The sequence below is a fragment of the Labilibacter marinus genome (assembly GCF_001659685.2).
GTDB classification, from domain to species: Bacteria; Bacteroidota; Bacteroidia; order Bacteroidales; family Marinilabiliaceae; genus Saccharicrinis; species Saccharicrinis marinus.
Genome location: NZ_LXYE02000038.1, coordinates 138,294 through 161,945 on the forward strand (window position 1 = coordinate 138,294; position 23,652 = coordinate 161,945).

Annotated in this window: 18 protein-coding genes; 7 read left to right on the forward strand and 11 right to left on the reverse strand. The window is 35.0% G+C overall.

Going from position 1 to position 23,652, the window contains the following annotated elements; translation table 11 throughout:
• Window positions 1-39: 39 nt before the first annotated feature.
• Complete coding sequence (locus A8L32_RS16155) at window positions 40-1,047, reverse strand: metallophosphoesterase (RefSeq protein WP_233145497.1); 1,008 nt, start codon at window positions 1,045-1,047, stop codon at window positions 40-42.
• A gap of 71 nt (window positions 1,048-1,118) precedes the next feature.
• Here A8L32_RS16155 and A8L32_RS16160 point away from each other — a divergent pair, with 71 nt between their 5' ends.
• The 3 genes from A8L32_RS16160 (at window position 1,119) to A8L32_RS16170 (ending at window position 5,857) form a co-directional block, all read left to right on the forward strand.
• A complete protein-coding gene (locus A8L32_RS16160; protein WP_066631908.1) occupies window positions 1,119-2,090 on the forward strand; it encodes a Gfo/Idh/MocA family protein in 972 nt (323 codons plus the stop codon).
• 113 nt (window positions 2,091-2,203) lie between these two features.
• Window positions 2,204-5,479, forward strand: coding sequence for an ATP-binding protein (locus tag A8L32_RS16165; RefSeq protein ID WP_066631910.1), 3,276 nt, complete (start codon window positions 2,204-2,206; stop codon window positions 5,477-5,479).
• Window positions 5,480-5,485: 6 nt separating this feature from the next.
• A complete protein-coding gene (locus tag A8L32_RS16170) occupies window positions 5,486-5,857 on the forward strand; it encodes a response regulator (RefSeq protein ID WP_066631912.1) in 372 nt (123 codons plus the stop codon).
• A gap of 69 nt (window positions 5,858-5,926) precedes the next feature.
• Here A8L32_RS16170 and A8L32_RS23555 read toward each other — a convergent pair whose 3' ends face one another.
• On the reverse strand, window positions 5,927-7,501 hold the full coding sequence (locus tag A8L32_RS23555) for an Ig-like domain-containing protein (protein WP_158027257.1): 1,575 nt from the start codon (window positions 7,499-7,501) through the stop codon (window positions 5,927-5,929).
• A gap of 382 nt (window positions 7,502-7,883) precedes the next feature.
• Here A8L32_RS23555 and A8L32_RS16180 point away from each other — a divergent pair, with 382 nt between their 5' ends.
• The 4 genes from A8L32_RS16180 to A8L32_RS16195 all read left to right on the forward strand — a co-directional run bounded on the left by A8L32_RS16180 (window position 7,884) and on the right by A8L32_RS16195 (window position 11,479).
• Complete coding sequence (locus tag A8L32_RS16180; RefSeq protein WP_158027258.1) at window positions 7,884-9,047, forward strand: 4Fe-4S binding protein; 1,164 nt, start codon at window positions 7,884-7,886, stop codon at window positions 9,045-9,047.
• A 6-nt stretch (window positions 9,048-9,053) separates the two neighbouring features.
• The gene (locus A8L32_RS16185) at window positions 9,054-9,689 is read left to right on the forward strand and encodes a nitroreductase family protein (RefSeq protein ID WP_066631916.1); all 636 of its coding nucleotides are present in this window, start codon (window positions 9,054-9,056) and stop codon (window positions 9,687-9,689) included.
• A 52-nt stretch (window positions 9,690-9,741) separates the two neighbouring features.
• A complete protein-coding gene (locus tag A8L32_RS16190; RefSeq protein ID WP_143525140.1) occupies window positions 9,742-10,614 on the forward strand; it encodes a DUF4437 domain-containing protein in 873 nt (290 codons plus the stop codon).
• Between the two features lie 238 nt (window positions 10,615-10,852).
• The gene (locus A8L32_RS16195; protein WP_066631917.1) at window positions 10,853-11,479 is read left to right on the forward strand and encodes a nitroreductase family protein; all 627 of its coding nucleotides are present in this window, start codon (window positions 10,853-10,855) and stop codon (window positions 11,477-11,479) included.
• Window positions 11,480-11,509: 30 nt separating this feature from the next.
• Here the strand turns inward: A8L32_RS16195 and A8L32_RS16200 are convergent, their stop codons facing one another.
• From A8L32_RS16200 to A8L32_RS16240, 9 genes are all read right to left on the reverse strand, one after another.
• A complete protein-coding gene (locus A8L32_RS16200) occupies window positions 11,510-11,956 on the reverse strand; it encodes a nuclear transport factor 2 family protein (protein WP_066631918.1) in 447 nt (148 codons plus the stop codon).
• An 8-nt stretch (window positions 11,957-11,964) separates the two neighbouring features.
• Entirely contained in the window at window positions 11,965-12,564 is a 600-nt protein-coding gene (locus A8L32_RS16205; protein ID WP_066631922.1) for a hypothetical protein, read from the reverse strand.
• A 293-nt stretch (window positions 12,565-12,857) separates the two neighbouring features.
• The gene (locus A8L32_RS16210; RefSeq protein WP_143525141.1) at window positions 12,858-14,708 is read right to left on the reverse strand and encodes a hypothetical protein; all 1,851 of its coding nucleotides are present in this window, start codon (window positions 14,706-14,708) and stop codon (window positions 12,858-12,860) included.
• 19 nt (window positions 14,709-14,727) lie between these two features.
• The gene (locus A8L32_RS16215; protein ID WP_066631937.1) at window positions 14,728-15,453 is read right to left on the reverse strand and encodes a hypothetical protein; all 726 of its coding nucleotides are present in this window, start codon (window positions 15,451-15,453) and stop codon (window positions 14,728-14,730) included.
• Window positions 15,454-15,792: 339 nt separating this feature from the next.
• Complete coding sequence (locus tag A8L32_RS16220; protein ID WP_066631939.1) at window positions 15,793-16,113, reverse strand: DUF3817 domain-containing protein; 321 nt, start codon at window positions 16,111-16,113, stop codon at window positions 15,793-15,795.
• 548 nt (window positions 16,114-16,661) lie between these two features.
• Complete coding sequence (locus A8L32_RS16225; RefSeq protein WP_066632021.1) at window positions 16,662-18,143, reverse strand: RagB/SusD family nutrient uptake outer membrane protein; 1,482 nt, start codon at window positions 18,141-18,143, stop codon at window positions 16,662-16,664.
• Between the two features lie 24 nt (window positions 18,144-18,167).
• Window positions 18,168-21,464, reverse strand: a complete 3,297-nt coding sequence (locus tag A8L32_RS16230) for a TonB-dependent receptor (protein ID WP_158027259.1) — start codon at window positions 21,462-21,464, stop codon at window positions 18,168-18,170.
• A gap of 212 nt (window positions 21,465-21,676) precedes the next feature.
• The gene (locus A8L32_RS16235) at window positions 21,677-22,720 is read right to left on the reverse strand and encodes a FecR family protein (RefSeq protein WP_066631940.1); all 1,044 of its coding nucleotides are present in this window, start codon (window positions 22,718-22,720) and stop codon (window positions 21,677-21,679) included.
• Window positions 22,721-22,912: 192 nt separating this feature from the next.
• The gene (locus tag A8L32_RS16240; protein ID WP_066631941.1) at window positions 22,913-23,494 is read right to left on the reverse strand and encodes an RNA polymerase sigma-70 factor; all 582 of its coding nucleotides are present in this window, start codon (window positions 23,492-23,494) and stop codon (window positions 22,913-22,915) included.
• Between the last annotated feature and the right edge of the window lie 158 nt (window positions 23,495-23,652).

Sequence of the window (23,652 nt, forward strand, 5' to 3'; positions counted from 1 at the left end):
AATGGATGAGAATTGAAGAATAATACAAATTCTACTATCCTATAGCTTTAATCTGGATAGTAAACTCTTCTTTAATTCATTGCCTGGATTAACAAAAATAAAGTTCTCTGTCTGCACCTCTTCCTCTCCTTTCCATCGATATGCCGCCAATGCACCTCCACTAGCAATACATGAATCGACACAACAAATATTATGGCGAGGAACCATATTTTCTTTTTTCATGCAATAATGACCAAAGAACACCAAAGGTTCCTTTTCTGTATATCGTCGATACGGAAATAAAAGTTCCTTAGGTATGGTGTAATCTGGCAATCTGAATTTATTACCATAACTGAGTTCAAAAAAGGTTTTATCTTCAGCTGACTCCCACCATTTAATTCTAAAATTATTACGCCTATTATTTTCAGAATCTTTAATAATCAAATCGTTCGGTAATTTTATTTCAATTCCCTTAGTTGATTTTTCTATTGCATTTCCAAGTGGGTGATTACAATCTGCCATTAAAGGCAGTATTTTTTTTCGGAATCTACCTTCCTCTCTGTACGATTCAATTACGGCAGCATACTCATCATTCCAATACGCATGAACCACCCTAAACTTTCCAAAATCTAAATGAATAGGTAATGAACGCAGCCATTTTAAATAGGACTTGAAAAGCTTTTCTTCGCCCACAAATTCTCTTTTAACCTTCTCTGCCATCTTTTTGCCAGATTCAGATAGCTTTTTTATAGGTTTGCCGTCTTCTCCTTTTCTAAAGTGATAAAGGGCATTTAGCTCATGATTTCCTAATATGGCATATGCAAAACCATAGCCCACCATATTACGAACAATCTCCAAAACTCTTTTAGAACTAGGGCCTCTATCAATAAAGTCGCCTGCAAAAACGGCTTTACGATGCTCATGACGCCAAACGCCATACATTTTTCTATAACCCAGCTTTAATAATAGCTCTTCTAGTTCGTTAGCGTTACCATGAACATCGCCTATAATATCGTAGAAACAATCTTCTTGAATTATATTTGTTTTTTCGCCTTTTACCTGCTCCAAAATTCAATATCTTTGATAAATGATACCAGCCAAAATTATAACTTTTGTATCTATAAAAAAACAATATTCAAATGATAAATACAATTAACTGGGGAATAATTGGTTGTGGTGATGTAACCGAGAAAAAGAGTGGCCCTGCATTTAACAAAGTTGAAAAATCGACCCTGATTGCGGTGATGCGAAGAGATTTAAATAAGGCGAAAGACTACGCTGAACGTCATCAGGTACCTTATTATTTTGATAAGGCGGAAAAATTAATCAATCATGAAATGGTGAATGCCATTTATGTAGCTACTCCTCCATCAACCCATGCGCAATACGCCATTGCAGCCATGCGTGCAGGCAAGCCTGTTTATGTTGAAAAACCGATGGCTACTTCCTATCAAGAATGTAAAGAAATGCTGAAAGTTTCGGAAGAAACAGGCGTACCGTTATATGTTGCCTATTATAGGAGAACGCTACCGGGCTTTTTAAAGGTGAAAGAATTGTTAGATGAAAATATCATTGGGCAGGTTTTGACTTGTAATATTCGCTTATCGCGAGAAGCAAATGAAGCCGAAAAAAGTAATTCGTGGCGAGTAGATCCTAAAATTGCAGGAGGTGGTATATTTCATGATTTAGCATCGCATCAGCTTGACTATTTAGATTTTTTATTTGGTCCAATAACTGATTTTAAAGGTTTTGCTAACAACAATAACAGCTGGTACAATACTGAGGATACGGTTTGTGCATCGTTTAAATTTTCAAATGGTGTAGTAGGAAGTGGTATGTGGAGTTTTGTTACACACCGAGATGCAGCGCAAGACAGCATGGAAATTATTGGCACCAAAGGCTCCATATTATTTAGTGGATTTAACCATCAGCCAATCAAACTCATCAAGGATAATGGAGTCATTGAATTCCCGTATTTAAACCCCGAGAATATTCAACATAATTTAATTAAACAAGTTACTGAAAGTATATTAAATGGAACAAATTGTGTTAGTACAGGAGAATCTGCTGCTAGAACGAATAAAATAATAGAACAAATTGTTCAGCCATAATAGCTTTCACTACTTAAATCATACAATAAGCTATAAACTTTTAGTATCTTAGGCGCGAAATCATTGACCATAAATATGGTTAAACATATTGAGTTAGCATCCTGTATTTTATAATGAAGTTGTATTTAAAATTTATCTGCGCTTTAGTTTTTTCTTTAGCACTTAACCATATTTCTATTGCCCAGAATATTCAATTACAAGGCTCTCCTTTTATTGAGAATTTTGATCCTAATGATAATCATGGCAGTAAATTTATTTGGTCAATAGCCCAGGACCAAAGAGGCATTATGTTTTTTGGCGATCGCCATGGCTTGCTCGAATTTGATGGCAATTCGTGGCGAATGCATCAGGTTCCAAACAAATCGGTTATTCGATCTATAGATACAGGGCCCAATGGTATTATATATGTTGGTGCTGTAAATGAATTTGGATTTTTTAAACCAGACTCCATTGGTTCGCTCAAATATAATTCTCTTCAACACTTATTGCCAGAAAATTTTTCTTATTACCAAAGCGTTTGGAAAACCTTTAACACGGCTAACGGGGTATACTTTTTTGCTAACAATTATATTTTCCGATATAAAGACAATAAGATTGATACCATCTCGGTTCAACTGCAATCTCCGAGTGCTTTTTATATAGACAATACCATTTATATTAAAGACAAAGAAAAAGGACTAGCGTACATTAACGACACTTCCATTATATCACTACCAGGCTGTGAGGCTGTTAATAAATTTAAACGAGGTAGCTTTTTCATCGTTCAAAACGAAAAAGATAAACTGCTATTATCTACTAGTAGTGATAAAAAAACATATAAATACGACTTATTGCAAAACAAGCTTGTTTCTTATCAATTCCCCAAAGAAACGGAAGCATTTATAGATCAATTCTTTGGACATTCCATTACACCTATAGGTAAGCAACAGATGGCTATATCCACTTATTCTGGAGGAATAGCTTTAGTCGATAATGATGGTGTTATAATTAAAGTAATCAACGAAAGTAAAGGTTTATCCTCCAATTGCGTGTATGCACTTTCTTTAGATAGAGAGGGTAACCTATGGGCGGCCACAAAAAGAGGAGTATCCAGAATTGATATTAGCTACCCCATATCTCATTACAGCAGAAAACAAGGTCTTTTTGGGGATGTGGTTAATTCTATATTTCATGATAAAAAACTATACATTGGAACGAGTATAAACACGTACTACCTTTCTGAGAATCCTTCAACTAAGAATCGTATTAATAAAGAAGTAAAACAGGTAAAAGGCATTCAAAAAAGTGAGGATTTTAATATTGTAAATGATCATCTATTGGTATGCGATGTTAATGGTTTGTCGGAAATAATAAATGGTGTAAATCATAAGCTATTATCCAAATCCAGAGCTTTTTGCACTGCATATGATAAACGATATAACAACAAGTTAGCAGTAGGACAAAATCAAGCTTTGGTTATTTGTACTTTTAAAGATAATTGTACCAACAAGAAATTAGAAATTAGTAAAACCTTTGAAATTAAAAATAACATCAGTCAAATTAGGTCAATGACTTTTGATTCGAATGGTGACCTTTGGTTAGCTTCTTATAACGAAGGAATTAGTCTGATTAAGTTTGAAGACAAAAGTTTGGAGAAGTATAGTATTACACGTTTTTCAACTTCAGATGGATTACCTGCTGAAATTCAAGGTGCCTTTGTAACTAAATTTAATAACCAGATAAATATCTTTACACAAAAAGGAATTTATAAGCCCAATCAAGAAACTAAACTAACTTTTGACCACGATACATATTGGAATAGATTTATTAACGAAGATTCCTTGTCTATCATAGGCATTGAGCAAATTAAAGAAAATCAATTCTTTGTACATGGCGACAAAACGGGTATCTACCATGCAAAAGGAGATTCATCTCAACTCATTGAAAAACCTTTTAATATATTAAATGAAATATTCTCTGTATCTATTCGTGATCAGCGATATATAAATATTGGTGCCAGCGAATCTATTTTAATTTACGATACTTTTAAAGAAAAAGATTATTCTAAGCCTTTTGATGTAGCTATTCGAAAAGTAGTAATACCAACAAATGATTCTCTTATTTTTAATGGAACATACCTTGATGCAGATGAGAATAAGATTGTAAAAGATCAACCAAAACATTACATTCCTGAACTCAAGAAGAAATTCAATTCGCTTCAAATATATTTTAGCGCTACATTTTTAGAAGCCGCACAACAAACGCAGTATAAATACAAAATTGAAGGTTTTGATAAGGCATGGAGCCCATGGACTAAAGTGCCGTCTGCCCTATATAGTGAACTACCTCGTGGTAAATACACTTTTAAAGTAAAGGCTAAAAACGTATTTGGCAACCTAAGCAGCACCGCCTCCTACACTTTTGTTATTAAACCTGCTTGGTACGAAACCAGAATAGCCTATATTGTTTATATAACCGCCATATTAATCTTTATCACACTCATTGTTAAGCTATATAACAGATCGCTTAGCAAGCAAAACACAAAACTGGAAGGTCTGGTAAAAGTAAGAACAAGCGAGTTGAGCAAAGCCATTGATGTACTAGAAAATCAGAAAATTGAATTAAAGGACAAGCAAAAAGAAATACTTCTTCAAAACACCACCTTATCTGAACAAGGAGAAGAACTACAAAAAACCATCAACCAGTTAAAAGAAACCCAATCTACCTTAGTTCAGCAAGAGAAAATGGCTTCATTGGGAATTTTAACTGCCGGTGTTGCTCACGAAATCAACAATCCACTCAATTATATATTAGGTGGCTATACGGGTCTAGAATCTTATTTTGATCAGCAAGGTGAAAAAAGTGAAGATATAGAAGTGCTAATGTACAGCATTAAAACGGGTGTTGATAGAGCTGCTGAAATTGTTTCGGGTTTAAATCAGTTTAGCCGTACCAAAAATACTTTTGATGAGAACTGTGATATACACTCTATTTTAGACAATAGTATTTTAATGATAAAACACCTCACAAAGGGGCGAATTGAATTAATTAGAGATTATGATGCAGCTTCATACAATGTGATGGGTAACGTTGGAAAAGTTCATCAAATATTTATAAATATACTAACCAATGCTTGTCAAGCAATAGAGGATAAAGGAACCATAAATGTAACTACCTTAAATAAGGACAATAACCTAATTATTAGCATACAAGATACGGGTGAAGGCATTGATATGGATCATATGGATAAAATAACAGATCCATTCTTCACAACCAAAGAACCTGGTAAAGGATCTGGATTAGGTCTTTCTATCACTTATAAAATTATACAGGAACACCAAGGAACATTAAAATTTGACTCAGAGCTTGGTGTTAGTACAACAGCAACCATAACCTTACCATTAATCTAAACTAAAATGCCAAAAACCAAAATACTCTATATAGATGATGAAGATATTAACCTAAGAATCTTCAAAATAAACCTCGGCACCAGGTTTGATGTTCTCACTTGCAATTCGGGCTCATGCGGACTTAAGTTATTAGAACAACATACGGATATACCTGTGGTAGTAACTGATATGAGGATGCCCAACATGAATGGTTCTGATTTTATTAGAAGTGCTAAACTATTGCACCCTTCCATCGCTTTTTTCATTCTATCTGGTCATGATATTACGGATGAAATTAACCACCTGATTGAGTTAGGCATGGTAAAAAAGTACTTCCGTAAACCTTTTAATTTAAAAGGCATAGGTAACGACATAGAAGCCACCATTTCAGAATCCTAAATCAAGACAAAAAAAAGACTCAAGCTTTATGCAAACTTGAGTCTTCTATATTTTCAATCTTTTTAGGATTTATTCGTCTTCTAACTTCCAGGTTCTTACCCAGTCTACTTTCATTGTATTTATGGAGTTATCTGCTAAATCCGATTTTGGAGGAAGTCCACCCAACCAGCTAGCTTCATTGGTCCAAAGGTCAAAGATAATCTCTAACTCACGAGTAAATACTCTGTCAGAATATACTGTGCCATCTTGATGATGACCAACTGTTACACTACCCGCTGGCTCTCCATTTAAATAGAACTGAATATGCTTCTCATCTTTCCACCAAACACCGTATGTATGATAATCTTCGTTCCACTTCACTCCTTTTAAAGGATTAGCATCCGACATTACCGATTGACTAGCATTACCCTTATTTCTAATTTCTACTGGGTCTTTTGAAGAATCGGCATGAAAATACTGCGAGTTCATCTGCGTTGGAAATTCTGGCTGACAACCACATGAAGGTTTTGAATTGTTTTCAATGATATCAATTTCATCCCTATTGCTAGAATTACCATTATTTAACCAATAGGTATTATAAGCAGAAATATGCGCTGTTTTAATGCGTGCCTCCGTATACATTGGATAGCTTGTTTCAGCTTTGGAGTGAATTCGAGCAGTTTGAAACCAACGTCCTTCCGAATTACTTTCATTTAAGGTAGCTTTTATCCAAAGATTTCCACCTCCTACTCCAGAGTTATCAGCCGATTGAGACATAAATACTGGTACGCCATAGTTCCAGGTTGATTTAAACCACTTATTAGAATCCCAAGTATCAAACTCATCTGACATACTTTCCTTTTTTACCCATACTTTGCCTTGGGGTGTTGTATTAAATATTGAAACAAACGAAGGTAAATTTGGATCAATATTATCAAAATCTCCAGCTGATGGTATAAACTTATTAACCGTAATATTTACAGTTGCATTATCCGTTTCTCCTTCAGCATCTGTAAGCGTATACGTAAAACTATCTTCTCCATAAAATTCTGTATTCGGTATATACTCAAATACACCATCGGTTATTTCTGTAACGCTTCCGTTTGCGGCACCATTTAATAAGCTGTAATTATCATCGCTTCCACCATTACCACCAATATCATCTGTTAAAGAAACGTCAATCTGATTTTCTGTTCCTGCCTTACTGCCCTGTTCTACTGTCAAGTCATCATTTTCCGCCTTTGGCATAAATTTATTAACAGTCACATTTACGGTTGCATTATCCGTTTCACCCGCAGCATCAGTAAGCGTATATTCAAAACTATCTGAACCATGAAATTTTGCAGTAGGTATATATTCAAATACACCGTCACTTATTTCGCTTACGCTTCCGTTGGTAGCATCACTCAATAAACTATAATTATCATCACTCCCACCATTATCTCCAATATCATCAGTTAATGAAACATCAATTTGATTAGCTGCTCCTGGTTGACTATCCTGCTCTACCGTCAGGTTATCATCTACGGCCGTTGGCTTATCATTTGGGGGTGCTGGATTCTCCTCCTCCTTTGAATCTCCTCCGCAAGCGCTTAATATGAATAGTAAAGATAGTACCCAAAACAGGCGCCCTTGTGTGTTTTTCCTCTCTCTTTTTCGCATCATCTATCTGTTTTTTGTATTTATTTAAAACTATACATACTTTTTTAATACTCCTTATTTTACAACTAGACTCCTACTAAACAATACTAAATACCAATGTTGATTTTAAATATACCCCCTATGCCCAAATTAACGCGTAAGTTCTTGAAATTTCGATGCGATGTTAACGCGATGTTAAACCCCACATATTACAATTATTTCCAACGTTAATACTATAATATTACCATGCATTTGGGTTTACTTTGTTAGCACAAACGAGTACCTAGTTAAGTAAACAGTCATTTAAACTTTCAGTTATGAAAAAACTAAGCATTAGTGATATTATTAACATTATTCTGGCAGCAGCCATTATAATATTGTTGTTGACTATATGAGCAAGGTAAAGATGAGTAAGCAAGTATTACAAAAAGCTTATGTAGTCATTATGATTACTTTATTGCTCGGGGTAGTTGCCATGCGAAACGAAAGTATTCTGGGAAACCGATTATTTGTAATCGATACGGGTGAACCACAAATTACAGCATTTGCTTTAAGCGATATAAAAGAACTCTACCCCAGTGCCAATAAATATACGGTTGTACAAGATAGTATCCTTGTTTACGCTGATGATAATAAACTAGGGTGGGCTTATAATACCAGTCCTGGTTCAGATTCTATTGTAGGATACACTACCTCTGTTCCTTTGCTATTAGGCTTTAATACTAACAATAAAGTTATTGGAATTAGGCTACTGAAGAATTATGAATCGCCTGATTTTGTAGAGAAAATAGTAAAGTCGAGATTTTTGGATTCATGGGATAAAATAAGCTTAAACGATTTACCCCAAACTCATATTGATGCTTTTTCGGGAGCTACCTTGACCTCGTCTGCTATTATTAAAACCGTTCAGCATAGCACTGGCAAACTCTCCCAACAGAGTGTGTCCTTAAAAAGACCTACAGATATATTATATATTCTAAAGGTAATAGCAGGATATTTATTAATCCTTTTGGCTTTATTGCAGTTTTTTGCTCCCAAAAAACTAAGGAAAGTAAGAACCATATACTTAGTGTTAGTAGTTGCTATACTAGGCTTTTGGTTGGGAACTTTTCTCTCCTTGTTTTCCTTTAACAATTGGATTATATACGGAATAGACCTTCCCTCTAAACTATTTGTGTTTACCATACTTGTTTTAAGCCTAACGCTACCGCTTATTACAAACAAGGCTTTTTATTGCAGCCACTTATGCCCTTTTGGTGCCTCACAAGATTTATTGGGCAAAATCAGAAAAAAGCGTTTTAATCTTTCCAATAATCTTAAGCAGTTTTTGGCTACACTCCGCGAAAAAGTATTTGCCTGCATAATGCTGTTGCTTTTTACAGGTGTAGCTTTCGACTTAACCAATATAGAACCATTCTCGGCCTTTTTATTTAGATCTGCCTCCATACCTATAATGGTGTTAGCAGGCACATTTTTATTGCTCTCTATATTTATACCACGTCCTTGGTGCAACTATGTTTGTCCGACAGGATATTTATTAGAAACAATTAGAAAACCCTTTAAAAAATAAACAATCATGAATAAGAGTCATATATTATCCTTGTTATTAGCTATTGCTTTGTTTTTAAGCATTTATAAACTGGCGGAAGTAAAAAATGAAATTAAAAATACTTCAGAATCTACATCAAGTAAAGAGGAAGCTATTTTATCCGTAATCCATAACCGCAAGAGTGTTCGGAATTATACCGATCAGCCAGTATCGGATGAAGATATTACTACTATACTAAAAGCAGGCATGGCTGCTCCAACAGGCTTTAATGCACAACCTTGGCAATTTATTGTTATTAAGGATAGAAACACCATGATGGAGCTTAGAAAAGAATTGGTGTATGCCCGTGGTTTAGATGGATCGCCAGCAGCAATTGTTGTATGTGGGGATATGACTAAAGTACGAGAAGAGGCTCCTGAGTTTTGGATTACCGATACCTCAGCGGCCACGCAAAACATGCTATTAGCCATGGAAGGAATGGGTTTAGGTGGTGTGTGGAGTACCCTATATCCTGGTGTGGAACGTATGGCACATGCCCGCAAAGTACTTAACCTACCAGAACACATTATGCCAATGTGTGTTATACCTTTTGGGTACCCAACAGGTGTAGAAAAACCAAAGGTTAAATTTGATGCGAACAATATCCATTTCGAAAAATGGTAAATACAAGCAGTTATTCTATTCATTTATATCAATAATCTTAACAACATATAACATGAAAAATTTAATGTATTTAGCCCTAATTAGCATATTAGCGGCTTGCAATACCACCCCTAATTCATCTGAAAAGAAAGAAACTCCATTTAAACAAGATGCAAGCTACGAGGTAGTATTAAAATCGGAAGTAGATTGGACTTACCTGAACCCTAAAAGAGGAGACTTAGCCCCAATGGCTGGCACGCTTTGGGGAGACAGAAACGGAACCGAAGCTACAGGATTCTTACTTAAGCCAAGTGATGGTTTTTCCTCGCCTCCTCACATCCACAATGTTTCTTACCGAGGTATTGTGATGAGTGGAATGATTCATAATGATGACCCCAATGCAGCGGATATGTGGATGCCTGCGGGTTCGTTTTGGACACAGCCTAAAGGGCATGTACACATTACTGCAGCCAAGGGAACCAACACTTTTGCTTACATCGAAATTGATAAAGGACCTTATTTAGTGCTTCCTGCAGATGAACATTTTGATAGTGGCGAAAGACCGGTAAATGTGGATCATACCAACTTAGTCTGGCTGAATGCATCCGACATTAGATGGGTGAAACCTAGCAATGATTCTGCAAATGGAACTAAAGTTGCTTTTTTATGGGGTAATACCAAAGCTGGTGCACTGGGCGGAACCATGGTAAAGCTACCTGCCGGGTTTAATGGTGAATTAGTTAGCTATGATGCTGTATTGCGATCTGTAGTGGTGCAAGGAAATATTCAACATCAAGTTCCTGGCGAAGAAAAGATCAAAGACTTAGAAACTGGTAGTTACTTTGGTTCGAAAGGAACGGGTATTCATAAATTGAGCAACCCAAATAACACAGAGGCTGTGATCTACATTCGCACCGATGGTAATTACGAAATTAAAAACTCGTAATTAGAATAGGATAAAACCCAGTTTGCAAAAAGGCTGCATATATAAGTTTTAAATCAATAACTAAGCTTATCTCTATCAAGTTATATTAAAATAAATCACCATCCCGTCAGCTTTAACGGTGTACTTCCCTTTATCTTCATAGATAAAGGGAAGAGTCATTTACATTTAGTCTACCAATAGCAATTTGCTTTAAAACACTTACTATTAATATTTCATTGTTAAAACAAACAAAAACCTCATGAGCAAAAGTCATTTACTCTCTTTATTACTCGGTATTGCATTACTGGTGAGTACTTATAAATACGTACAACAAAAATATCAGGTAAAAGAGCTATCCAATAAAACTGTATCGCCGAAAGAAGCCATTCTTTCTGTCATTCATAATAGAAAGAGTGTTCGGAACTATCAGGACAAAGCGGTTTCAGAAGAAGACTTGATGACTATTATGAAAGCAGGTATGGCGGCTCCATCGGGCATTGATACCCGACCTTGGAAGTTTATTGCTATTACAGACAGTAGTATAATGCGAGAGATAAAACAAGCTGGGATTCCGGCTGCCATTGTAGTTTGTGCAGATATGAGTAAGCTTGACGAACGAGCACCTGAATTCTGGATTACCGACACTTCTGTAGCTACTCAAAATATGTTATTAGCCATTGAAGGTATGGGTTTAGGCGCAGTTTGGCGTTCCATCTATCCATGGAAAGATTATATGGCTCATATAAAAGATGTGTTAAACCTTCCAGAGCACTTTACGCCTCTATGCGCCATCACCATTGGTTATCCAACGGGTATTGAAAAACCAAAAGATAAATTCGATTCGGATAATATTAGATGGGAAAAATGGTCAAGTACCCCTGAATAAAAGTGGGTGCATGACTGCTAAATTGAGCCATCATTCTTTTGGAATAGCCATGGTATGATTTGCTAACAACAAGTACTTTGCTCCTACCTTTACATAGGTGCGCATAAAATGATATTTGGTTGGCTTTGGTCCTCTATCCACCGTTGTATATCCCGTCACTATAGCCGTTTCTTGTAATACGATCACTTTTACATCGGAAGAAGTACGCGCTTTGGTATTATTGTTCTTGTTTTTTAAATGTCTTTTAGCTCTTTCAATAACTGCCTTCTTATTATCCACTGTGCCTGCATGGTTGTGTACCCAAATAAAATCCTCAGCTAATAAAGACTCTAAGTACACAAAGTCCATTTCCAATTGCGCCTTTTCCCAAGAGGCATCTAAGGCCAGTAGTTTTTCAGTAGCTGAACTTGTTTTTTGAGCGCAAGCCGTAATGGTTGACAGTCCTATGAACAGGATAATAGTGCTAAGTAGTTTCATATTAAAGTTTACTTGATATAAATAGTATTCGCTTCTTTTATATTTTCTTTAGTTCTTGAGGTTAATTTTACCAGGTTCAGTTCTATATTCTGATTAGAAGTTTTAATCTGTTCAAACTCTATTTTTAAAATTTGATCTTCATTTACCATATAACTGTTATAATCGGCTTCAATTACATTATTATCAAGCTGAAAAACAATTGGATTATCATTTAATTTTAAATACCTATCTATAACCTTCTTAAGTGTTATGAACTTAGGTTTGTAACTACTATGTGTTTTTACAAGGATTTTCCCTTCGTATTCTATTCCACCTATATGAATAGGTTCCTTTTCTACCTTTATCTCTTCAATTTTACGAGGGTTTAAGTTAAAATCTATATTTTTACCTTCCAGAAAAACACCATTAATAAAATAAGCTACATTCGAATGTTTTGATTGGGTAATTGTAATACTATCTTTATTAATAACCTTAATTTTTGAGTCCTCTGAGTATACAGATTTATTCTTCACAGTTAAGCCAGGCACTTCAAGTTTTGATATTGACTTTGTTTGACTGCTTATAGATAATGAAATGGATAGTAGGACTATTATTAAAACTTCTTTCATTGTTTAGGTTTCTTTAAATGTAGTTAATCAGTTTCTTGCAAGGCTATCAATTAAACTTATTACATCAATATTGTTATCCTTATGTTATTTATAAAGCAATCTAGGGTAGCGTTTTCAACTTTATAGTTATATTTTTGTTGAGAACACCCCAATATACCGCATATCACAATAGCTTCATAATTACATTCTTGCTTGAATAATTACATAAATAATATAAAATTCAAATGAAGAAAGCACTTCTAGTCAAAACGTAGCTAATAGCGATGATTATTAACTTCTGACTAGATTCTTATTTATTCCAACACAGCCATTCTTCTTCCTGCATAACCATAAATATATGAGTTGGCTAACATGCAAATACTATAAGCATCCGTTACGTTTAATTCTTGTAAAACCTTACCTGTTTCTAAATCAATAATGGAAGGATTCTGATCATAGTAATTCTTGGTTCCTATGGCATACTTAAAATTTAGCGAGTATGAATCCAGTTGAAAAATATTAAAACTTAGCTGTTCATCTATTTGCATAGATTCTAAATCTAAATAACGTACTTCCTTTTTCTTATTATATACAGCATTATTAAAAAACAATACAGTTTGCTCTTCTGGTAAAAAATGCCCTTCTCCCAACCCGTATACCAATGAACAAGTATTGCCTTCAATAGCGCATAAACCACTATTTAAGATGATGAACTTACCATCTGCAGACACTTCGCTGTCGCTTAAAGATAAGCCATAATTTTCCTCCATCGTTATTTGCGTCACCTCTTCTGAATGCTCATTGTATCTATACAAAGTATACCAACTTCTATAATCCGATATAATGATATAATAATTGCCTATTTCATCAGCAATTACTCTTTTAAAGTAATATCCATAACCTAAACCAGCCTTCTCTTTAAACTCTTGCAGAGAAATTATTCTTTCAGTTTCCAGTGCTTCAGGGTCTAACCTTAACACATAATCACTATTGACACCTACTATTTTTTTACCATTTTGAGACAAAGCCCATGGAGCCCCATAGAAATAAGAACGGGCATAATCATTAATGTAAGCCTCTTTAACAACTCTGTTTGTGGATTCATCATATATTGCAAAGTTGTAATTAAAATATACTACAACTTGTCCTGTTTCCTTATTGTAAAACCTGTTTTTATTTATTACTTCAATAGGGGTCGTTTCTCCAACAGCTATATTGGTGACTTTAGAACCTTCCATGCCGTCCTCGTAATCAGCACCCGTCCCAATAAAATTAAGGTTAAATTCAAGGCTTCGACCAAAAGGAAGATCTTTAATAAAAAAGGAAGTATCATTTAAGTTCTCCGATTCAAACCAAACAGTGCTCGAATACATTCCGCCTACTACATACTTAATATCTGCTTTAGGAAATTTTGTTTTATTCCAATAAAATCGATAGCCACCATCTTCTTCTTCGTACCATAACGGAGGTAATGGATATGTAGCGCGTCTCGTATAAGTACTTACCTCTCTTCCTCCTGCAAATACACTTAATTCGTAACCTTTATTGAGGCCCTCGTAATAATTTTCATCATAATAATAAGTTTGGTTTTGATCTTTTATATGTGCTGTATACAGTATCTCATAATAATCAAAATCAATATACTCATAAGGCCTCCAGCTTAACTTAAGTGCCCCATCTTCAATTGAAGTGCTTAAAGTATTAGCAATACTTGAATACATCGGAATTTTAAAAACCTTAAATTCATACACTTCAGATACGAATTCTACTTCTGACAAATCAGCTATACTTTTAGTTCCTGAATTAAAAGCCAATTCTACCCGTATTGTATTAATCCCTTCATTCAGTTCATATAATTCCAATTCTACTCTCACAAAATCTTTATCAAGCTCCATCATACTACCTCCATTTACCGAATATCTCGCTCCCATTACCCTTCTGCCCTCTTCGGGACATGAGTAATACATACGAAATTCATAAAAATGAACATATATTGTATCATTGATAAGCTTATTATAAAAACTAAATCCTTCTTCGGAATGAAGCGGAAGAGATGGGGATTCAACCTGTTGTTCAAATACACCGTTAGGATCGTACTCACATGAATATAAAGTGCAAATTATTACGAAAAAGATAATGAATAAATATAATTGTTGACGAATCATAGCCATAGTATTAAATGTTTTATCCAATTATAAAAGCAATTACCGCATTTAATCTAACTCCACTAAAGTCTGCTCCAATGGACCTATCTTCTAATTGTAGCTCTAAATCTTTATCACTTTCTAAATGAAGTGGTGATGCTGAATCAAACATATATCCAGTCTGTACAGAAAACACAAATTTATGAAAGGGTACTGACAACTTTAAACCAGGTTCGATATAAAAACCTGAAGAAGCCAGACTAGCCACATCGCTTGGCATATATTCTTGTCCAATCTCAAATTCTTCTACCAGTTTATACGAAGTAGCCAAATAACCAACATTTGCATTGAATGCCAGTTGAAATATATAAAACTCCGATAATAAACCTTCATAAACTACTCCATACTGACTTGCCTTTACTTTTTGATCTATATTGTACGAACCAGAATAGTCAGTTACGTTTGCTCTGCTACCTGTTGACATATTACCAAACGACAATCCAACCTTATGTTGTCCATTTTCTAAATGGTACATTAATCCAATACGGTAATTTACATACGAAGGAAAGTTATCTGTTATTTTAAGTGGAAAAGGAACCTGGCTTATGATGTCATCTTGAAATTTCTTTAAATCTTCCATTTTATAAGAACCGTACCCAAAAGAGAAGAAAGGCTCAAACTGCTGACTATAAAGTGAGCATGCTATGGTAGTATAAAAAAAACTAATCAGTAATAATTTTCGGTTTAGGCGTTTTGTAGTAATCATCATGTAAGGTTAAATATATTAGGCAGCGCTAATATAAGCTAATTATCATTTAGATGATAATTAGCTTATATTTTTTCAGTTTTCATCCATATTATTTCCTTCAAAGATGGTAATTTAGTTTCTCCTTTATTTTTGAATAAACAAAATGGATTATTCCGTTATAAAAAAATACCAAAGTTAACTCTTAGTATCTAAAAATTAAAATATATAGATTTTCCACTAGTTTACATTCTGTAAATTATTAATCTAGAGCCATTTAGGATCATTTAAAAACTTTTGACAATAGCAATCAGAGAACAGCAATTGATAAAAGGGTAAGACTACATTTAATTACGACACCTAGTTAGTAGCGGCTAGTAATTCGTTCTCTTCTTCCTTTTTAAGAATTCTCTGATCTACAATGAAAGTAGCAAAGGGAAATAAAGATGCAACCAAGCAGATGAGTGTTTTTATAAAGTTCCACCTCTTTTTTATCGCATAAAATACTACCCAAACACAATATAAAATGAATAGAATACCGTGAATACCTCCAACAATTTTATTAGGCAGTCCCATCTCAAAGCCATACTTAAGAATAACGGTTGGTATAAGCAGTAGGTAAGAAATTCCTTCAACGATTGCTAGTATTCGTAATTGACCAAGTACAGTGTTAAATTTCATATTATATTAATTTGTTTAAACACAACAAAGTTCAACCCGCACAATGCATTAAAAAACTTATCGCCCATTTAAACCGCTCCAAAACAAGTCGCTTATTTGCTTTACTTTAACTCACTAAAACGATGCTACGCCTTGTTTCAATAAAGCCTTATTTTTGGGCGTTTTCAATGTTCATAACGATGTTTTAATACATAATCAGGGTTTAAAATCGTTTGTAAATATTTTCTTTTACAATTACCTCAAACCTCTTTGAAAGAACTTTGAGTAATCGTTCTTACAAAAAACATCCTCTCCATGAAAAAGGTTCATAATATAAGCCCGGGTAATTGCGAATAATCGATTTATAACTTCATAGTATAAACGCAGAAAAGGCTGCCCCTATAAGAGACAGCCTTGCCATTTTAATCAATATATAATTTAGCAATCCGGATATTCCTTTACAGAACAATTACTAAACTCTTCAAATATTGCAATATACTTTGTGACAAATGCCCTTTTCATCACAAGTAGCAAAGCCACCAAGTAACTTGATGACCTTACTCCTTACATTACAAATTTGGATTTACCTGCGTTTCGGTAGCTGGTATTGGCATAAAATAATCGCTTTTATCCAATCCACCGATAGGCTGAAGATCATCGGGATCTTTAGTTGAATTAGCCTCTTCTACTTTCTCGGTACGTACTAAATCAAACCAACGAACCCACTCACCAGCATGCTCACGTGCTTTTTCGGTTAAAATTAAGTCTTGGGTTAATTGAGCAGCCGTATAATCATAAACACTTGCTGTATAAAGCGGTTGGTTATAAGCTCTGCGTACAATAATATTTAAAGCTTCCAAAGCTTCGTCTACATCACCACCTGACATAAGTTCTGCCTCAGCATAAATCAAGTATACTTCTGCAAATCTTTCTAAAGGCAGGGACTGACCTAGGTACCAATTATTTCTTTCTCCCTCAAATTTTTGAAAGAACGGACGTGCACTCTCAAAGTCCTGCCAAGGGATAGTGGTCATCACACCATCTATGTCTTTCTCTATTGACGTTTTATAAGTAAGATCTTTACGATACTGATCTGGATAATTATTGAAAAAGGTTATCTCTGCGCATATATCATTCCAACCACCTTCGTCAGCAGGTCTGTTTGCAGAACCGTATAATGCATTACCATTCCAGTTTTGAGAAGTTCCTAAAAAGGTAATTGCAAACACCTCTTCACTATTACCATCGTGCTCAGCTTGCCATAAATCGGCCCAGTCATCTACTAAGCCCAATCCATAAATAGCTCTATCATCTATTAAATCTTTAGCTACAGCTGCAGCCTCGGCATATTTAGCTGTTTGCTTAAGGGGATATCCAGCCATATGTAGTAAAGCCTCTGCTTTTAAAGCCATCACACTACCTTTACTTGCTCTACCTGGTTGAACTCTAGTATCGCTTACCATAGTAGCTAAAGCTAAATCGCAATCTGCAATAATTTGATTGTAAAGAGCCAACTGATCAGAAGGTTCCATAGTTAAATAATCAAAATCAAATGTTTGAGAATGCAAAAGAATAGGAGCTTCTTCCCACATACGAGCTACCCAAAAATAATTATAAGCGCGTAAAAAATAAGCCTCGCCTGCATATTGCATGATATTATCTTGATCACCTGTAGCCTCTTCATAATTATCAATAATTAAGTTGGCTCCTTGAATGGCCTTATATGCGCCATCCCAAATAAATTGCAAACGGTAATTAATATCATTTACATTAAACTGGTCGAACTCACGAAAATCGGCTTTATTACGTGCTTTGTGTGTTGTTAAAATATCATCACCACAACAAACACCTTGTGTATTGGAGTTACCCAAACCTGTATTCCATGTATATGACATAGGTTTATACGCCCCAATAAGTGCAGAAAACATTCCTGTTTCCGTTTTGATTGCCTCACTATCATCCGACATGATAGTTGATGTATCCTCTTCTAAAAAGTCGGAACAAGCAGAGAGGAATGTTGCTATAAATAAGAATAATATTAATTTCTTCATTTCTTCAAATTTTACCATGACTTATTAAAAGTTAATAGTTGCACTTAACGAATACATTCTTGAATTAGGGTATGATCCCATATCCAATCCTTGAAGTGAATCGTCGTTATCCTGATTTGAGTATGCCTCTGGATCTAAACCTTTGTATTTAGTAAATGTAAGTAGGTTTGTTCCTGCCAACATTAACGAAAGATTCTTTCCTTCACCTAAAGCAATATCATACCCCACACTTAAATTCTTTAAACGTAAGAAACTAGCATCCATTACAAAACGAGATGTTTGAATATCAGTTGCAGCAGTTGAACTAAAGTGAGGAATGTCACTATTAGGATTTGTATTTGCATCCCAACGGTCTTGAATATCAACATGTGTTGGAAAAACTCCACCGTAACCAGGTGTTACTGCAAGTGCATAAGTTTGAGCATATCTATCAACACCTGTCATAGCTTGGAAGAACACATTTACGGTAAATTTCTTATACTTCATGGTATTGTTCCAACCATATGTAGCATTAGGTATTCCGTTTCCGATGATTCCTTTATCCTTAGAGTCGATAACGCCATAACCATCTTCACCTTCTTTTTGTAAATCTAAAAATCTTGGATCACCAGGAACGGCATCATACATTGCTGCTTCTGCTGCTTGATTCTGTTTCCATGTTCCTAAATAAGTTAAACCATAAAAGGATGATACGCCATAACCTTCTTTAACCATGAACGAATAACCTTCGGTAGTTTCGTTTCCGACACCAAATTCATCTTGACCTAGAGACAATACTTCGTTGTTTAAAAAAGTAGCATTAAAGTTGGTTGTCCAAGAAAAAGCTCCATTATCAATTACATCAGCATTTATAGAGAACTCAAAGCCTTTGTTTTCAACTTCTCCAACATTTTGATACATACCTCCTCCACCAGAATACTTTGGTAGCGGTACATAAAGTAACAGGTCGTAGGTGTTTTTCTTAAAATAATCCGCCGTAAAAGTTACACGGTTAAAAAGTGCTAAATCAACACCTATATTTATTTGTTCCGTTGTTTCCCATTTTAAATCTTTATTACCAGGATCATCCATCACTACACCAGGAACGCTCTCTCCATTTTCAAAAGAAGTAGATATTTCTTTTGGTGGACTGGTTTTAATCTGTCCTCTTGTGCCATATACTCCAACAGCCTGATTTCCGGTTTTACCCCAGGAAGCTCTTAACTTCAATTGATCGATTGCATCAACATCCATGAAGTCCTCTTCAGAAATAGTCCAACCAGCACTTAAAGAAGGAAAGTTAGCCCATTTATTATCGCCTTGAAATACACTTGAACCATCACGGCGCATAGAAGCAGTAAAGTAGTACTTATGATCAAATACATAATTCACACGACCTACATACGAACGTATTTTTCTTTCGCCCAAATATGCATCACCTGTTAAACCTCCACCTTCGCTAAGCAACGACAAGTTGTTGTAACCAAATGATGGGAAAAGTAGGCCTTGAGCATCCACATTAAAGTCGTCGTCAATTTCTCTGGTCTGCTCATTAACAGCAGTTACTGTAAGGTCATGACCTCCATCAAATGACTTTCTATAGGTTAATACATTTGTATTAGCATAATAGATATCTTCACTCGCTTTACGTGTTGCTGAGGCTGCATCATCTGAGGTTAAACCCATTAACAATGCCTGATTAAAAATTCTCTCCGAACTATTTCTATATCTAACCCCTAAACCAATATCTAATGTTAATCCTGGTATGATATCATATATTAGGTTACCATTGGCGGTAAAAGTATTAGCCGTTTTTAAATTTTCGTCGGTTGCAAGCTCTAAAGGGCCTTCAAAGGTACTACCCACATTATCAACAGGGTTTATACTACCATCCTCTAAGTACGCTGGCGTAGTTGGTGCCCAACTTAACATTTGGTTCATTGAAGTACGGAATCCCCAACTTCCTCCAGCATTATTTAAGGCTTCACTGTGGGTAAAATTAGTTCTAACATTAGCCTTTAACTTGTCTGAAAATTTAGTGCTGATATTAGCTCTCAAGCCATATCTTTTATAGTCTGAGTTAATAACAATACCTTCCATATCGGTTAAATTACCAGATACATAATAGGTAGTTGTTTCGTTACCTCCCGAAAAACTCAGCTGATAATCCTGACCTTTAGCCGTCCTTAAAAGTAAATCTTGCCAATCAGAACCTCCATTTTTATAGAAGCCTTGCACATCTTGGTCTGTAAATGGAGGTGTATTACCTAAAGCCGTATAATAGTCATTAGCTACATCGGCATATTCTCCGGCTCCTAATAAATCCCACTCGTCAATTACATTAGATAAAGAATATGTAGCTCTAAACGAAATTTTGTTTTCGCCAGCTCTACCACCTTTAGTTGTTATAATAACCACACCGTTAGCACCTCTACTACCATACACAGCTGTTGCCGAAGCATCTTTTAATATCTGCATATCCTCAATATCATTCGGATTCAGACTATTAAAGTCGCCTCCTACTAAACCATCAATTACATACAATGGATCATTATTACCTGTAATGGAATTGGATCCCCTTACGCGAATACGCGCTGTACCACCAGGTGCACCCGAAGCTTTTATTACAGAAACCCCAGCCGAACGTCCTTGAAGTACTTGACTCACCTCTGTGATAGGCTGATTTTGAAAATCCTCGTTTGTCACCGAACCAACAGCACTTGTTAAATCCTTTTTACGCGCTGTACCATATCCAATGGCTACAATCTCATCCAGGGAAACGGCATCAGGCTTTAAGGTAATATCAATTGCAGTTTGATCTCCTACAAGCACTTCTGTAGCACGCATCCCTATAAAAGAAAAAATAAGTATATCGCTTTCTTTAACATTCGAAAGAGAATATTTACCATCTACATCAGTTATAGTACCTGTAGTAGAACCATTTATAATAACCGTAACACCAGGTAAAGCTTCACCAGAATCATCAACTACTTTTCCTGTAATTGTTTTGGATATAGCTTGTACATAGCTGGCATCTATACTCTCTGGCGAAATAATTATCTGCCTATCCATAACAGAAAATTGAACTTGCTGCCCTTCGAAAATATGATTTAGGGCATCCGAAATAGGTTCCTGTTTAATCTCAACGTCAACCTTACGTTCAACATCTACCAATTCATTATTATATAAAAAGAAAAATTCACTCGTATTTTCAATCTCTAATAGAACTTCTTTTATTGATGTGTCATCCATTTTTAATGATACTCTGGCTTCTTGAGAGTAGGTAGAGGATGCCATAAGTTCGAATACTGCTAGAAAAGTGATAAATGCAGATAATTTCATAACAAGCAGAAATTTAGGCGGAAGAAATCCATTGAGGAAATTCCTCCTATTTACAATCTTTTTCATAAATTTGTTAAGTATTTAATTAGTACAAAATTTTACCTGAGCTATCATTCAGGTAGAGTAATTTAAGAAGGTGCGCCAACACCTTCTTTTTTTTTAGATTTTTCTTTTACTTCATAAGCACATAGATTTTTAATTTTTCATAGATTTTACTTCTTGACTTTTAAGGTTATTTTTCTCTTACTAAAAGAGTTGTCATCTTGTTTTCTTGCTGATGTTATTTTATAGTCCATCGAAGAAGATAGACTTAGTAGATTTAATACTTGTTCTAATGATTCATCAATAAATGTAGCTGTAAAACGATATTTATTTAGCTCTTTATCCGCCACATCAATATCTACATTATACCATTTTTCTAATCGACGAACTACAACCCATATTGGATCGCCATAAAATATAATTTGTCCATCTTTCCAAGCTGTGTGCTTCTCAATATATGAATCCTTTTTACAATCAAGTTTTCCACTTTTGTTATTAAAAACAGCCACTTGTTCTGGTTCCATTACAACAAGTTCTTCATCTTTCAAACTTCCGTCCTTTATTAAACTAACCTTCCCCTCTGTTAAGGCAACCGTCATATTTCTATAACTATTGTAGGCCGAAACATTAAACGAAGTACCATATACTTTTACATCTAACTTGGAGGTATTAACAATAAAAGGTCTTAAAGAATCTGTATGAACCTCAAAGAAGGCCTCTCCATCTAACAACACTTCACGTTTCTTTCCTTGCTTAAAAGCGGTTGGGAATTTTAATGTACTTCCAGAATTTAACCAAACCTGTGTACCATCTGATAATAATAGTTTACTACGAGTTCCGTATGAAGCGGTAATTTCTTGATATATGGTTTTCTCGTTAATCGCAATCTTAGAATCGATAGGACGATTTTGATATAGATAACTGATCAATAATGAAAGTAATAAAACAGCTGCTGCCTGACGGGCATATACCAGCCACCTTTTCGGAGTTTTAAAGCCTATTTGTTTTTTAGTCTTTTTAAGCGAGACTTCTACGTCAATTTCATCCGACAGTACTAGTTTTTTAGACTTGTTCCATATTTTACGGTAAGCCTGATAATCCTTTATATTCTTATCAGATTCTGCAAGCCACTTATCTAAAACCTCTTGTTCATTAGCTTCAAGCCCTTCCAAAATTTGCTTAGTAATGATATTTTCGATGTATGTATTGTCCACAATTTATGCCTTTGTTTCTTATAAGACGAACCAAGACTACACATACCCTATGTCATTTTTACAAAAAATTACATTTTTATTTACTTTTTCATAAATAACACAGTATACATCTTCCTATAACTAGAGCATACTTACTGGTTATGTGAATATTACGAAACACGAAAAGATGTTGAGAAAAAAATAAATGAACTGTTATAAAATTTCACCCATGTTAAAAATGGTAGCTATAATTGGTAAATAGTCTTTTAGCTCAGCTCTTAAAATTTTTAAAGAGCGGCCTAATAGCGCTTCTACGGCTTTTACAGAGATATCCATTTTAGCCGCAATTTCCTTATAACTTAAACCATCAAAGCGACTATATTCAAAGGCTTGTCGACTTCTTTCAGGTAACATAGCTAAGGCCACAACCAGTTTTTCTTCAAATTCGCCTAGCTCTAAAAGCTGCTCCGAATTATTTTCTGGTTCATTTAACGCGATATTGGTTTTAACACGATCAAAAGTTTTAACAGATCGTAAATAGTCGATACAATTATTCCGAACCATAAAAGACAGATAGGAAGACAGATTATTTATACTCTCTGCTTTTTGTCGGTTCTCCCAAAGTTTTACAAAACACTCCTGCACTAAACTCTGAGATTTATCTAAATCGTGTACATATAAGTTAGCTTGAGCGCAAAGTGACTTGAAGTATTTACGAAAAACAAAATCAAACGCACCTTCTTTGCCTTGGCGGAATTCAGCCAGTAAATATTGATCTTGATCTTGTTTTTCCATAGGTGTTTTAAGTCGTACTCAAACACCAAATATAGAAAAAATTAGTAATCTGCAATATGACAGAATATTTCAACAGGGTAGAATATAAATTAAAGCATAGCGCTTTAATCCTCAAAAGTTAGAATTAAATTCAAGGAAGGCAACTGGTTACCAACACA

Coding starts and splice junctions, on each gene's coding strand:
- A8L32_RS16160 (WP_066631908.1), top strand. CDS start 1,119: ATGATAAATACAATTAACTGGGGAATAATTGGTTGTGGTGATGTAACC.
- A8L32_RS16165 (WP_066631910.1), top strand. CDS start 2,204: ATGAAGTTGTATTTAAAATTTATCTGCGCTTTAGTTTTTTCTTTAGCA.
- A8L32_RS16170 (WP_066631912.1), top strand. CDS start 5,486: ATGCCAAAAACCAAAATACTCTATATAGATGATGAAGATATTAACCTA.
- A8L32_RS23555 (WP_158027257.1), bottom strand. CDS start 7,501: ATGATGCGAAAAAGAGAGAGGAAAAACACACAAGGGCGCCTGTTTTGG.
- A8L32_RS16180 (WP_158027258.1), top strand. CDS start 7,884: ATGAGTAAGCAAGTATTACAAAAAGCTTATGTAGTCATTATGATTACT.
- A8L32_RS16185 (WP_066631916.1), top strand. CDS start 9,054: ATGAATAAGAGTCATATATTATCCTTGTTATTAGCTATTGCTTTGTTT.
- A8L32_RS16190 (WP_143525140.1), top strand. CDS start 9,742: ATGAAAAATTTAATGTATTTAGCCCTAATTAGCATATTAGCGGCTTGC.
- A8L32_RS16195 (WP_066631917.1), top strand. CDS start 10,853: ATGAGCAAAAGTCATTTACTCTCTTTATTACTCGGTATTGCATTACTG.
- A8L32_RS16200 (WP_066631918.1), bottom strand. CDS start 11,956: ATGAAACTACTTAGCACTATTATCCTGTTCATAGGACTGTCAACCATT.
- A8L32_RS16205 (WP_066631922.1), bottom strand. CDS start 12,564: ATGAAAGAAGTTTTAATAATAGTCCTACTATCCATTTCATTATCTATA.
- A8L32_RS16210 (WP_143525141.1), bottom strand. CDS start 14,708: ATGATTCGTCAACAATTATATTTATTCATTATCTTTTTCGTAATAATT.
- A8L32_RS16215 (WP_066631937.1), bottom strand. CDS start 15,453: ATGATTACTACAAAACGCCTAAACCGAAAATTATTACTGATTAGTTTT.
- A8L32_RS16220 (WP_066631939.1), bottom strand. CDS start 16,113: ATGAAATTTAACACTGTACTTGGTCAATTACGAATACTAGCAATCGTT.
- A8L32_RS16225 (WP_066632021.1), bottom strand. CDS start 18,143: ATGAAGAAATTAATATTATTCTTATTTATAGCAACATTCCTCTCTGCT.
- A8L32_RS16230 (WP_158027259.1), bottom strand. CDS start 21,464: ATGAAATTATCTGCATTTATCACTTTTCTAGCAGTATTCGAACTTATG.
- A8L32_RS16240 (WP_066631941.1), bottom strand. CDS start 23,494: ATGGAAAAACAAGATCAAGATCAATATTTACTGGCTGAATTCCGCCAA.